This is a genomic window from Microtetraspora sp. AC03309 (genome assembly GCF_020826795.1).
In the GTDB taxonomy this organism is placed as follows: domain Bacteria; phylum Actinomycetota; class Actinomycetes; order Streptosporangiales; family Streptosporangiaceae; genus Microtetraspora; species Microtetraspora glauca.
This window is the reverse complement of record NZ_JADDIL010000004.1, coordinates 157398-170255: the sequence shown is the minus strand read 5'-3', so window position 1 is coordinate 170255 and position 12858 is coordinate 157398. Positions and strand designations below refer to the sequence as shown.

Below are 12858 nucleotides of genomic sequence, written 5' to 3'. Positions count from 1 at the left end.
CGTTCTTGAGGTCCGCGCTGTCGTCGCGGCTGCCGCCCACCCTGCCCGCCAGGCTCACGCTCGGACTTGGGCTCGGGCTCGGGCTCGCGCTCACGCTCACGCTGACGTTCGCGTTCGCGTTCGCGTTCGCGCTCGCGCTCGCGCCGAGGTTGCCGCCCCGGACACCCGAAACACTTCCGGCACTGGCTCCAGTGCGGCCGGCAGGACCAGCAGGCCCAGAACCAGTGCCGGAGACAGAACCGGTGCCGGAGACAGGACCGGTGGGGCCACCATTGTTGGGCCCGTCACCATGGGCGGAGCCTGAGCATCCCGTATCAGGGTCAGTGTCACCGGGATCGCCGGACGAGTTACAGGGGTCGGTGCCGTCGCCGTGATCGGCAGGGCTGGAGGGGCTCGCTCCGGTGACGGTGTCGTCAACGTCGCCGTCCTTCGCGCCGTTGGCGTGCTGGAGGTCGTGGAGGCCGCCGGAGCGCCGGGTGTTCTCCCCGTCCCCATTGGTGTCGTCGGTGTCGTCGGTGTCGTCGGTGTCGTCGCAGGTGTCGTAGAGGTCGGCGCTGTCGTCGATGCCACTGTCATCGAAGGGATCGTCGGAGAGCTGGTCGTCGTAGTCGTCCTCGTCACCAGCCCGTTTGCGGGCGGCATTCGTGAACAGGACGGCGATGATGGCGTCGTCGTCCAGGCCGGACATGCTGCCGTCCAGCAGACCCAGGAACACATCCGCCCGCACCTGGTCGATCGGGGCGTGCAGGCCGGACTTCTTCGCTCGTACGGCGATGGCGTCCACCCGGGCGATCGCGGCCGCCGCCTGATCCACCGGCAACTGCTGGCCGGTGATGCTCGCCGAACCGTCGGCATGCCGTACCCCGATCACCCGCCGCTGGTGAACAGCCCGCTCGTACTTACGGCGGGCCCAGGTCGGATCGGCCGCGATCAAGAGTTTCTTGATCTTCTCCCGGAGCTCACTCGTCGTCCATTTCGCCGCCTTGGGCAGCAGATGAGCCGCGACCGCTCGGGCGAGTTCGAGGGGGACGTCTTCCAGCCAGTCGCAGAACACCACCGCCCGCGCCTTATCGAGCAGACCGGCCGACAGGGCGTCACGCACAGCCGGGAGACGCACCTTCAAGTCATAGGCGAGACCGTATTCACGTTCAGCCGCGCGGCGGGTGAGACGCAACGCCGCCCGGATCTCGTCGGGGGAATTCTTGTCCGGCTCGGGCATTTTCTCCATGCCGGAGACGGAAATCTCATACAGGCCGACTTCGGCCATCACGACGGCTTTGCGGGCCTGCACGTGTGCTTCGAGGCGGGCGTAGGCTTGCATCACGATCACGGCGTCGAAGCCGTCCAGCCTGGCGATATCGATCCCGTCCAGTACGGCGGCCAGCCCCACGCCTGGGGGCATGTCGCCCAGGCCGTCGGGGATCGGCTGCCGTTCGATATTCACATTGCAACGCTAACAATCACCACCGACAAAAACGCCCTCCGAACGGTCTCGCGAGGAATCTGAGAGATATTAACCTGGAATCACAATTCCGTTCTCAATAACTATTGGGGCCTGTTTTCGTTGGGTCTCGGCTCTGGCCCGTACTCACGCATCGGGGGCGAGGCACGGTGGTGGCCCCCGAGAGATGAGTGGCGGTGGGGATCAAGGGACGGGCGGGGAGTAATAGGGGACGGAGGACAGCGGCGAGGCAGAGGGTGGTGTTCGACGGTGGGCGAGGTGGAACCCCAGGAGCTGAGAGCGGCAAGGTGACGGGGAGCTCTAGGAGCGCGAGGCGGTGGGGAGCGGCAGGCGCGTACGGCGGGGTGGGACTCCCCAGCGGGACCTCAGGTGCGTACGGCGGATCGGTCGGCTGGCCGGCCGCAGTCCAGCGGCACTCGTCCACAGCAGGGGCGAAGGCATCAGGAGCCGAAGGTGGAGAACGGCTCCCTGCGGTTGACGGACCTCGCTCACGGTGGACCAGAGATCCAGGAAACGGCGACTATCCGAAGATGAACGGCGCTGGTGGTCAGTCATTCCCTCAATGTCGAAGAGCCGCCATGGTCGATGCTCCGGGCCGTGTTGCCGTTCCGTCGTCGCGTGGAACTCGGCGCAGTGCGAGGAGCCGTGCTCACGGGACCGGTTCGAGGGCCGGCTCCTTCGGCGCCGGGCGCCGCGGGGGGTTCACGTACCGGATCAGGCGGCGGGCGGGTTCCTCGACGAACCGGTACGTCAGATGCGCGACCAGCACGGTGATCAAAGCCACCGGGACGAAGTTGAGCAGCAGGTCACCGGTCCAGGTCTGCTGGCCGGTGAAGTCGTACCAGAGATAGAGGACGACGAACTGCCAGAGGAACACGCCGTACGAGATCCGGCCGAGGTAGCTCATCACCCGGTTGCCGAGCAGGGAGCGCACGACGTTCGGCCGGTCGGGCTGTAGCGCGGCCGGTGCCACCAGGCAGAACGCCACGGTCGTGTAGAGGATCTGCTCGAACAGCCCGGTCCACAGGCCGTCGATGCCCACGAAGCGGGCGCCGGTGACGGGGGTCGCCGCGATGACATACGCCAGAGCCGCGATCAGCCAGAGTGTCCCGGTCGATGACGTGATGGCGTGGGCGAAGCGGCGCGGCCACCCGTCCTCCAGGCGCGCCCACACGGCGATCACCGCGAGCATCATGCCGGGGACGAAGAACGTCCAGGAGCGCGGCAGCCAGAGATTCATCCAGGGCCGATACTCCGGATAGAACTCGAAGATCGTGTAGATGTACGAAACCGCCCCGAGGGCGGCGAGTCCGATCAGGAGTCGCTTCGCGCGACGGCCGACATCCGCGACGCCACCCCTTGTCGCGTACGCCCGGAGCAACGCGGCCATGATCGGCAGGGTGAGGTAGAACGCGACCTCGACCGACAGGCTCCACATCTGGCCGAGCCCTCGTGGCCCGAGACCGAACCACCAGTGGTCGATGTCGTAGTTGTGGAGGAGCAGCAGCATCTCGGTCCAGGTCCACGCGTCCGTGCGATGGGCGTCCGCCCACAGCAGCAGGGCGACCGTGACGACCAGCCAGTACGCGGGCATGATGCGGAAGAACCGCTTCCACAGATAGGTCTGCGTGTCGGGCTCACGCCGTTCGTCGAGCACGGACTGGACCCACGGCCGGTACAGCAGCAGCCCGGACAGCGTGAAGAAGATCGGGACGCCCACCTCGCCCCGGGCGAGCAGCCCACCGAAGAATCCGCTGCGCAGGGCGACGCCGGTTTCGATCGAGACGTGGAACAGCAGGACGCCGAAGGCCGCGACGGCGCGGATGCCGTCGAGTGACGTCTGATGCCCCGCGATGGAGGGCAAGCCCACGTCCGCCGGCCCTTCCGACCCCGCCGACGCGGCTCCCGGTCCTCCCGACGCGGCTCCCGACCCCGCCAGGGAAGGGCGGCCGAGGACCGAACGAGGGAAGGAGCGCGGCCCGTCGCTAGAACCTGTTTCGGTCACTTTTCCGCATCCCTCGTGACGTGGATCACTCTGCGCACTAACATATCGCGAAATAGAACCGGTTTTCAGAACAAAACGGCAGACGATACCCCCGCCCCCCAGGAGGAGCGATGCGCCGCTTAGTTGGTGTGGTTCTGTTGGCAGTCGGCGCGTTTTTCATCGTTCTCGCACCACTGATCAAGTTCCAGGCGGCGGGCAAGCTGATCCAGGCCCCGGCCGACCAATGGGGGATCACCACCCTCACGGCGGAGAACGCGCAGTACTTCAGCAAGCAGGACCTGAAGGTGCTCACCGGGACGCTCGACATCACCGTCACCACACGCGGCGACGTCAAGGAGGCGAAGGACGACCACGTCGTCTGGGACCAGGTCACCGCGGTCAACGACGTCACCAACCAGAGACCGCTCATCTCCTTGACGCAGTTCCGCAGCGCGTTCAACAAGTACGACGGCGTCGGCGTGAACTGCTGCGGCGCGAACGTCGACACGGAGCCCGTGCAGCTCGAAGGACAGATCTACCTCTTCCCCTTCGGCGTCGAGAAGAAGACGTACAAGGTCTTCAACTCCACGACCCACGCGGCGTACGACGCGACGTTCGCGGGCGAGGACACGATCAACGGCCTGCCGGTCTACAAGTTCGTGCAGAAGGTGCCGCCGACGGTCATCGAGACGCTCAGCGCCCCCGCGGCGGTGCTCGGCATGACCGAGACCGGTGACGTCCAGGTCGACCGCGTGTACGACGGCGTGAACACGTACTGGGTGGAACCCGCGACCGGGGCTCCGGTCAAGCAGGAGCAGCAGCGCCACGAGGTGCTCAAGACCAAGGACGGCGTCGAGCGGAAGCCCGCGTTCATCGCCACCGCGGTCATGACCCCGAAGTCCGTCAGCGATCTGGTCGGCACGGTCAGGGACAACCTGAGCCAGATCACCCTCATCAGAACCACGATTCCGCTGGTCTCGCTGATCGTGGGCATCGCCCTCGTCCTCGGCGGGGTCCTGCTACTGCGCGTCCCCTCGTCCCGCGACGCCTGATGAGCCGCAAGAGCGCTCCAGTTCGCCCGCCGGTGGTTCCGCCACCGGCGGGCGTTCGCGTGGGGAGGTCTCTCGCCGTCGGCCTGGTACGGGCCTGCCGTCCCCGGCAGTGGCTGAAGAACGTGCTGACGTTCGCGGCTCCGGCCGCGGCCGGGGTGCTCACGACCTGGCCGGGTGTCCGCGACTCGCTCATCGCGTTCGCCGCGTTCTGCCTGGCGGCCAGCGCCACGTACCTCTTCAACGACGCCGCCGACGCGGAGGCGGACCGCAACCATCCCCGCAAGCGGTTCCGGCCGATCGCGGCCGGCATCGTCCCGGTCCCGGTGGCCCGGATCACCGGCGTGCTGCTGCTGGTCGCCGGTCTCGCCGTCGGCCTGGCCGGGGGATGGCGGCTCGGCCTGGTCGTCGCGGGGTATCTCGCGCTGACCTTCTCCTACACGATCTGGCTCAAGCACCAGCCGGTGGTCGACCTCGTCGCGGTGGCGGGCTGCCACGTCGTCAGGGCGTACGCGGGCGCGGTGGCCGTGGCCGTGCCGGTCACGAGCTGGTTCCTGGTCGTGATCACGCTCGGGTCGCTCCTGCTGGTCGCGGGCAAGCGGGAGGCCGAGCTGCGGGCCCAGGAGCGGAAGGGGGTGAAACTTACAAACGCCGCGAACAGCCGGAACGCCGGGAAGTCCCGCGGCACCCGCTCGACGCTCAGCGTGTACACGACGTCCTATCTGTCCGGTGTCCGCTCGATGACCTCGGGCGCGATGATCGTGACGTACTGCCTGTGGGCGTTGCAGGAGCACAAGGGAACGGCGCTCGGCTTCTACGCGCTGAGCATCGTCCCGTTCGTCCTCGTCGTCCTGAGGCATGCCCTACTTGTGGATCGCGGCATAGGGGAGGAACCTGAGGAACTGGCCCTCCGGGATCGGCCGTTGCAGCTGTTCCTCGTCCTGCTGCTCCTCCTGCTCGCCATCGGGATCTACCTGACATGACGCTTCTGACCGGTTGGGGACGCACCGCCCCGACCTCCGCCGCGCTCGCGCGCCCCGGCTCGGCCGACGAGGTCGCGGCGCTGCTGAAGGAGACCGCGGCACCCGGGACCGGGCGTGGCCTCATCGCACGCGGCCTCGGCAGGGCGTACGGCGACGCGGCGCAGAACGCGGGCGGAACGGTGCTGGACTGCACCGCCCTCCCGGCGTCCTGGACCCTGGATCCGGAGGCGGGCGAGGTCACCGCCTCGGCGGGGACGAGCCTGCACGACCTGATGACCGCCCTGGTGCCGCGCGGCTGGTTCGTGCCGGTCACGCCGGGGACCAGGTACGTCACGGTGGGCGGGGCCATCGCGGCCGACGTCCACGGCAAGAACCATCACGTCGACTCGTCGTTCGGCGCGCACCTGCGCTCCTTGACACTGGTCACGGCCGACGGCGGAGCCCGGGTGCTCGGGCCGGACGACGACCTGTTCTGGGCGACCGTGGGCGGCATGGGCCTGACCGGCGTGATCGTCGAGGCGACCTTCTCGTGCGTCCCCATCGAGACGTCCCGGATGCGGGTGGACGTCGAGCGGACCCGCGACCTGGACGAGACGCTCGACGTGATGACCACGACCGACGACCGCTACCGCTACACCGTGGCCTGGATCGACCTGATGGCGCGCGGGAGCCGTACCGGCCGGAGCGTGCTCACGCGCGGCGACCACGCGACGCGCGGCGAGGTCAGGGGCGACCCGCTCGCCTTCGCCCCGCGTCCGCGCCTGGTCGCGCCGCCCTGGGTGCCGGACGGCCTGCTCAACCGGGCCACGGTCGGCGCCTTCAACGCCGTCTGGTACGGCAAGGCGCCCAACGCCAGGCGGGGCCTCATCCAGGGGATCACCCCCTTCTTCCACCCGTTGGACGGCGTCGGCGAGTGGAACCGGATGTACGGCTCACGCGGCCTGGTCCAGTACCAGTTCGTGGTGCCGTTCGGTGCCGAGGACACCCTGCGGCGGGTGGTCTCCACGTTGTCCGAGCGGCGGGTCGTGTCGTTCCTGACCGTGCTCAAGCGCTTCGGCGCGGGCACCCCCGGGATGTTGTCGTTCCCGATGCCGGGGTGGACGCTGGCACTCGACATCCCGACGGGCCAGCGCGGGCTGGCCGGGCTGCTGCGCGGGTTCGACGAGTGGGTCGTCGCGGCGGGCGGGCGGCTCTACCTGGCGAAGGACTCACGGATGCCGGCCTCCGTGATGGCCGCGAGCTATCCGAGGCTGGACGAGTGGCGCGCGATCAGGGACGCCGCCGACCCCGACGGCCTGTTCCGCTCCGACCTGGCCAGGAGGCTGTGCCTGTGAGCCGGGACGAGCCGTGACGACCAGGACGACCAGGACGTACGAGGAGTGGTGGGCGTGAGGAACGCTCTGGGTTCGGTGGACACGGTGCTGCTGCTGGGCGGCCGGAGCGAGATCGGCCTGGCGATCGTGACGCGCCTGGTTCGCGACGGCGCGAGCCGGGTGATGCTGGCGGCGCGCGGCGGCACGGTCCCCGAGGAGGAACTGGAGCGGTTGCGCGCGCTCGGCGCCGAGGTGCACGTGACCGACTTCGACGCGGCGCGCCCCGAGACTCACGGGGATCTGGTCGAGGAGGCCGCGGCCACGCTGGGGGACCTCGACGTGGTGATCCCGGCGTTCGGCGTACTGGGCAGCCAGGCGGCCTACGACAAGGATCCGGAGGCCGCCGCGCGGGACGTGGCGGTCAACTTCGGCGGCCACGTCTCGGTCGGCCTGGCGGCGGCGCGCCGGCTGCGCGAGCAGGGTCACGGCACGCTGGTGGTCCTGTCGTCGGTCGCCGGGGTGCGGGTCCGCCGGGCCAACTTCGTGTACGGCTCGGCCAAGGCGGGGCTGGACGGGTTCGCCCAGGGGCTGGGAGACGCCCTGCACGGCTCGGGGGCGCGGGTCCTGGTCGTCCGGCCGGGGTTCGTGATCGGCCGGATGACCGAGGGCATGACCCCCGCTCCGATGTCGGTGACCGTCGACGTCGTCGCCGACGCCGTGATGGAGGCGCTCAGGTCGCGGGCCCAGGTGGTGTGGGTGCCGGCGAAGCTGCGGCCGGCCTTCACGGTCATGCGGCTGCTCCCGCGCGCGATCTGGCGGCGCATGCCCCGGTGACGTCGGAGTAGAACGTGTTCTATTATGCTCCGCGCGCCTGGTTACCGATCAGTAGCAGGGCGCTTCCCGTCACTCTCCGAAGCTTCTTACTAGAACACGTTGCAGTCTCGGTGGGGCGGACATACAGTCGAGGCCATGCGGACACGTGTCACCGACATGTTCGGGATCGAGTTCCCGATCTTCGCCTTCAGCCATTGCCGTGATGTCGTCGCCGCGGTCAGCCGCGCCGGTGGCATGGGCGTCCTCGGCGCCCTGAACTTCACCCCGGAAGAGCTCGAACTGGAGCTCAAGTGGATCGATGAGCACGTCGGCGGCCGGCCGTACGGCGTGGACGTGGTCATGCCCGCCTCCTACGAGGGGTCGGACCTCGGCGTCGACTCTCCGACCGAGCTGGTGGCCAGGCTCCAGGGGATGATCCCGGCCGCGCACCGCCAGTTCGTCGAGGATCTGCTGGCCGGCCACGGTGTGCCGCCGCTCGAAGGCGGCGAACCCACCAAGGTGCTGCTCGGCTGGACCGACGCGACCGCGCGGCCGCAGGTCGAGGTGGCGCTGCGGCATCCGATCGCGCTGCTCGCCAACGCCCTCGGCCCGCCCCCGGCCGACGTGGTGGAGCTGGCGCACTCCCACGGGGTCAAGGTGGCGGCGCTCGCCTCCACCCCGCGCCACGCCGTGAAGCAGGTCGAGGTGGGCGTGGACGTGGTCGTCGCCCAGGGCACCGAGGCGGGCGGGCACACCGGGGACATCTCCACGATGGTGCTCATCCCGCAGGTGGTCGACGCGGTCGACGTGCCGGTTCTCGCCGCGGGCGGCATCGGGGACGGCCGCCAGATGGCGGCGGGGATGGCCCTCGGCGCCGACGGCGTGTGGACCGGGTCCATCTGGCTCACCGTCGAGGAGGCCGACACCCCGGAGATGGCCCGCCGCCGGATCCTGACCGCCACCTCACGCGACACGGTCAGGTCGCGGAGCTGGACGGGCAAGCCCGCCCGGCTGCTCAAGAACGAGTGGACCGACGCGTGGGAGTCGGAGGAGTCGCCCGGCACCCTGCCGATGCCGCTCCAGTTCATGCTGGTCTCCGAGGCGTTGCGCCGGATCGGCAGATCGGACGCGGGTGAGCTCGCCACGTTCCCCGCCGGCCAGATCATCGGCACGATGAACCAGGTCAAGCCCGCCAAGCAGGTCGTGTTCGACATGGTCGAGGGATACGTCGAGGCCATGGAACGCCTCGGCCGCATCACCGACGACGGCCACGACTGAACCCGGAGAAAACGGGCCACCGGCTTCCGATCAAACGTTATCGCCGTGTGCTCATCCCATCGTGGTGATCTGCGGTAGAACGTGACTTCCAGCATGATTTCGGCCCGCCGCGGCCCAGTATCGCTGCGGCGGTGTGCCGACCTCACAGGGGAGCGGAGCCGGTGGAACCGAGACCTCGAACCGCCGGGGGCGGGGATACCGAGGCGAAGAGCTTCGAGATCGAGCTGCCCTCCTGGGTGAGCGTGGCCTTCCTCCGGCGGTGGACGTTGCCGCTCGCCGCGCTCGTGCTCGTCGCGCTGCAGGTGTTCTGGAAGGGGTCGTTGTTCGCGCGCGGCTACTTCTGGGGGGACGACTTCGCCTTCGTCGCCAGGGCCGCCGAGCGGGACTTCGGGTGGGACTACCTCACCGCGCCGTGGGGGCCGAAGCTTCTGCCCGTCGGGTTCGCGCTCGCGTGGGTCGTCACCAGGATCGACGCCTTCGGATGGGATCTGGCGAGCGGCGCGCTGCTGGCGATGCAGGCCGCGGCCTCGCTCGCGATGTACCGGCTGCTCCGGGTGTTGTTCGGGGCCCGGCCGCTGATCCTGGTGCCGCTCGGGCTCTACCTCTTCACGCCGCTGACCCTGCCCGGCCTGCTGTGGTGGGCCGCGGGCTTGGAGGCCGTGCCGTTGCAGCTCGCGATCTGCCTGGCCCTCACCGCGCACGTGCACTACCTGCGCACCCGGCGGATCCGCCACGTCGTGGCCGTGGCCGGCTGGTTCCTCTTCGGGCTGGCGTCGTTCTTCCTCAAGGCCGCGATCGGCGTCCCGCTGCTGCTGTTCCTGCTCACCAGTGCGTATTCCGCGACCGGTTCGTGGTGGCGGGGCGGGTGGGCCGCGCTGCGCGGCGCCCTTCCCGTGTGGGGCGCGCTCGTCGTGGTCGCGGTGCCGTCCGCGGCGCTCTACCTGGCCAGGGCCGACACCAGCGACCAGCCGGTGACCCTGCCCGCGTTCGGCGCCGGCACCCGGTTCGCCGGGAGACTCCTGGGCGAGACCTTCCCCACGACGGCGCTCGGCGGCCCCGGCACCTGGTTCGGCGGTCTCGTCGCGCCCTCCTGGACGGTCATCGCGCTCGCCTGGGCCGTGCTCGTGCTGTACGCGCTGGCGACGGCGGCCCTGCGGGCGCGGGCGCTTCGCGCGTGGACGATCCTCGTCGTCTACCTGGTGCTCGCCGACCTCGTCCCGGTGCTGCTCGGGCGCGGACTCTTCGAGACGCAGGCGCTGGAACCCCGCTATCTGGCCGACGCCGCCGTCGTGCTCGCCCTCTGCGTCGGCCTGACCCTCCTGCCGGTGGAGGAGGAGGCCCGGCCCTACCGGGCGCGGCCGCCGCGCGGCCTGGCCGTACCGCTGATCTCGGCCGTGCTGGTCTGCGCGTTCCTCGCCGCGTCGTACGTCTCGGCGGACGGGTACGTCACGCAGTTCGAGGCCCAGCGGGCGCGGGCGCGGGCCTACATGGAGGCGGTACGGACGACGCTCGCGAAGGCTCCGGCGACGGCCGACGTGTATCCGCAGCCGCTCCCGGGAGACGTGCTGATCTACGGGTTCGGCGAGGGCAACCTCAGTTCGCATGTACTCAGCCCGCTCGCCCCGGAGCCGCTGCGTAGCCGGATGCGTGATCCGCGTCCCGCCGCCGCCCCCGTGGTCCTCGCCGAGGACGGCCGGAGCCTGGTGCCACTGCGGATCCTCGGCGGCTACGCCGTACCGGAACCGGGGAAGGGGAAGGGGATGGCGTGCTTCCCGCAGGTGGGTGACACCGTGACGCTCCCCGTACGGTCAGACGGGGAGTACGCCGTGGGCGGGTTCACCTACGTCGCCGACGGGGCCGGCGCGGCCACCGTACGGCTGGGCGAGGCGCGGGTGGCGGTCGACCTGAGGAAAGGGGAGGGGGCGGCGGCCTACTTCCCCATCAAGGGAACCGGCGCCGCGATGAGCCTCACCCTGGCGGACGCGGACGTGAAGCTGTGCGTGACCGGGGTGGTGCTCGGGACGCCCGTCCCCAGCACCACCCCGTGACGTCCCGCGAGCTCTGTCAGCGGGCCACCGCGTAGAAGGTCTCGGCGATGTTCCCGTAGCCGTGGCCCTTCGGCAGCCAGTCGCCGGGCACGTTGGCGATCCAGCTGCGCGCGACCAGCTCCCACACGTTGCGCGGCCAGCCGAACGGGGTGTCCTCGGTCCAGTTCTTGGCCTGCCAGTCGGCGTTGACCTTGGCCATCGTGAAGCCCCAGGCGCCGTAGTTGACCTTCATGGTGCCGTTGAGCGTGTCGTTGAGCAGTACGGACTGCTTGGCCTGGCTCTTGCCGTCGTCGCCGAGCAGCCAGGCGGCCACGCCCGGGTTGTACCAGTCCATGCCCATCAGCCGGGTGGAGCGGTGCGCCGCCAGCTTCAGGCCGCCGGTGACCTGCGGCATGTAGAGGGCGGCGGAGGCGGTGCCCTTGAGCATGCATCCGGTGTCCGCGCCGCCGTCGGCCGTGATGCAGCCGTACACGTCCTGCGCGCCGATGCTGACGGTGACGTACCTGACCTTGGACCCGTTCTTGCGCAGGAAGTTCTTCGCCGCGGCGAGCTGCGACTTCGCGCCGTCGTACGAGCAGACGCCGCCCTGGACGAAGGACTTCGTGGTCTCGCCGAGGCAGCCGAGCTTGACGAGCTGGAGCGTGGGTTCGTCGGCCTTGAGCTTCGCGTACAGCTGGTCGGCGTAGCCCTCGTCGGTCGGGATGTTCGCGTTCCCCTGCCCGAACGGCTGCGCTCCCACCGCGAGGGAGTCGCCGAGGGCGAGGTAGTAGGTCACGTCGTCGGCTCGGGCCGCCTGGGCCGCCTGGGCCGAGGTCGCCGGGACGAGGGCCAGTAAGGCGGCGCCGGCGGCGGTCATGATCGCGCTACGCGGGGGCATCGGAGGTCCTCCAGGGGGGTTAACCAAGTTACTGCTTGGTATAGGTGGGAGGGATCGTAACGCGCCTCCGATTTCGCGAACAGTCCCAATTCACAGCAGTGCCGGGATTTCTGTCAGCTTTTGTCATTTACCCCGGTAAATCGGCGGGCGCTTCTCCCGGAAGGCGCGCGAGCCCTCCTTGGCGTCGTCGGAACCGATCACCGGCCAGCCGATGGCGTCCGACACCTCCAGCGCCTCGGCCTCGCCCATCCCCAGCGTCTCGCGGTAGGCGCGCAGGATGGCCTGTACGGCGAGCGGCCCGCAGGCGGCGACCTCGGCGGCCAGCTCGCGCGCGCTCGAAAGGGCCTGACCGTCCGGGACGACCCGGTTGACCAGGCCCATCGCCAGCGCCTCGGCCGCCGTGACCGCCCGGCCGGTGAGCAGGACGTCCATCGCGAAGGCGTACGGGATCTGGCGCGGGAGCCGTATGGCGCTGCCGCCCATGGGGAACAACGCGCGCCTGGCCTCGAAGAGGCCGAGGGTGGCGCTCTCGCCGACGACGCGCAGGTCGGTCCCGACGAGGAGTTCGGTGCCGCCCGCCACCGCGTATCCCTCGACAGCGCTGATGATCGGCTTGGTCGGCAGGGACGCGGTGTCCCGGAGCAGGCCCTTCCAGTGGTAGTTCTCGATCTCCGCGGCCCGCCGCCGGACCTGTTCGTCGCCGGAGGGGGAGCCCATCGCCTTGAGGTCGGCTCCGGCGCAGAAGGTGCCGCTCGCCCCGGTCAGGATGCCGACCCGGACCTCCGGCTCGGCGGAGATGTACGTCCACGCGTCGGCCAGGCCGACCAGCATGTCCGTGGAGAGCGCGTTCTTGGCCTCGGGGCGGTCCATCGTGACGATCACGACGGCGCCGTCCCTCTCGACCCGGCAGTGCGGTGTGCTGATCGGCAGAAGATCCACGGACACCTCGCTTGAGTCAAGCGCTTGGTTACGAGAACCGATCCTAGATCGGCCACTCCCGCTCTCGCCAGATGGGCAAATCAAGCGCTTGATCGGCGTCGGTGGCCGGGTT

At 69.7% G+C, this 12858-nt stretch carries 10 protein-coding genes; 6 read left to right on the top strand and 4 right to left on the bottom strand.

Annotated elements, in window-relative coordinates; all coding sequences use genetic code 11:
* Positions 1-1444, bottom strand: a 1444-nt coding sequence (locus IMZ11_RS03895; protein ID WP_228637522.1) for a DUF222 domain-containing protein, incomplete at its 3' end; no start/stop codon positions are given.
* A gap of 667 nt (positions 1445-2111) precedes the next feature.
* A complete protein-coding gene (locus IMZ11_RS03890; protein WP_228637521.1) occupies positions 2112-3332 on the bottom strand; it encodes an acyltransferase in 1221 nt (406 codons plus the stop codon).
* A gap of 245 nt (positions 3333-3577) precedes the next feature.
* Between IMZ11_RS03890 and IMZ11_RS03885 the strand changes: the two genes are divergently transcribed.
* The 6 genes from IMZ11_RS03885 to IMZ11_RS03860 all read left to right on the top strand — a co-directional run bounded on the left by IMZ11_RS03885 (position 3578) and on the right by IMZ11_RS03860 (position 10930).
* On the top strand, positions 3578-4498 hold the full coding sequence (locus IMZ11_RS03885; RefSeq protein ID WP_228637520.1) for a DUF3068 domain-containing protein: 921 nt from the start codon (positions 3578-3580) through the stop codon (positions 4496-4498).
* Complete coding sequence (locus IMZ11_RS03880) at positions 4498-5478, top strand: decaprenyl-phosphate phosphoribosyltransferase (RefSeq protein ID WP_228637519.1); 981 nt, start codon at positions 4498-4500, stop codon at positions 5476-5478. The genes IMZ11_RS03885 and IMZ11_RS03880 overlap by 1 nt, the downstream gene beginning before the upstream one ends.
* Positions 5475-6812 carry an FAD-binding oxidoreductase gene (locus tag IMZ11_RS03875; RefSeq protein ID WP_228637518.1) on the top strand — a complete coding sequence of 446 codons (1338 nt, stop codon included), beginning with the start codon at positions 5475-5477 and terminating at the stop codon, positions 6810-6812. Before IMZ11_RS03880 ends, IMZ11_RS03875 begins: the two co-directional genes overlap by 4 nt.
* Positions 6813-6866: 54 nt before the next feature.
* A complete protein-coding gene (locus tag IMZ11_RS03870) occupies positions 6867-7625 on the top strand; it encodes a decaprenylphospho-beta-D-erythro-pentofuranosid-2-ulose 2-reductase (protein ID WP_228637517.1) in 759 nt (252 codons plus the stop codon).
* A gap of 135 nt (positions 7626-7760) precedes the next feature.
* Positions 7761-8882, top strand: coding sequence for a nitronate monooxygenase family protein (locus IMZ11_RS03865; protein WP_228637516.1), 1122 nt, complete (start codon positions 7761-7763; stop codon positions 8880-8882).
* A 161-nt stretch (positions 8883-9043) separates the two neighbouring features.
* Positions 9044-10930, top strand: a complete 1887-nt coding sequence (locus IMZ11_RS03860; protein ID WP_228637515.1) for a hypothetical protein — start codon at positions 9044-9046, stop codon at positions 10928-10930.
* A 16-nt stretch (positions 10931-10946) separates the two neighbouring features.
* Here IMZ11_RS03860 and IMZ11_RS03855 read toward each other — a convergent pair whose 3' ends face one another.
* Positions 10947-11807 (bottom strand): SGNH/GDSL hydrolase family protein, encoded by an 861-nt coding sequence (locus IMZ11_RS03855; RefSeq protein ID WP_228637514.1) that lies wholly within the window; start codon positions 11805-11807, stop codon positions 10947-10949.
* A 123-nt stretch (positions 11808-11930) separates the two neighbouring features.
* On the bottom strand, positions 11931-12746 hold the full coding sequence (locus IMZ11_RS03850) for a crotonase/enoyl-CoA hydratase family protein (protein ID WP_228637513.1): 816 nt from the start codon (positions 12744-12746) through the stop codon (positions 11931-11933).
* Positions 12747-12858 lie beyond the last annotated feature (112 nt).

Bases quoted from the DNA above. Each gene is read 5' to 3' on its own strand.
- IMZ11_RS03885 (WP_228637520.1), top strand. From the start codon at position 3,578: ATGCGCCGCTTAGTTGGTGTGGTTCTGTTGGCAGTCGGCGCGTTTTTC.
- IMZ11_RS03865 (WP_228637516.1), top strand. From the start codon at position 7,761: ATGCGGACACGTGTCACCGACATGTTCGGGATCGAGTTCCCGATCTTC.
- IMZ11_RS03880 (WP_228637519.1), top strand. From the start codon at position 4,498: ATGAGCCGCAAGAGCGCTCCAGTTCGCCCGCCGGTGGTTCCGCCACCG.
- IMZ11_RS03875 (WP_228637518.1), top strand. From the start codon at position 5,475: ATGACGCTTCTGACCGGTTGGGGACGCACCGCCCCGACCTCCGCCGCG.
- IMZ11_RS03855 (WP_228637514.1), bottom strand. From the start codon at position 11,807: ATGCCCCCGCGTAGCGCGATCATGACCGCCGCCGGCGCCGCCTTACTG.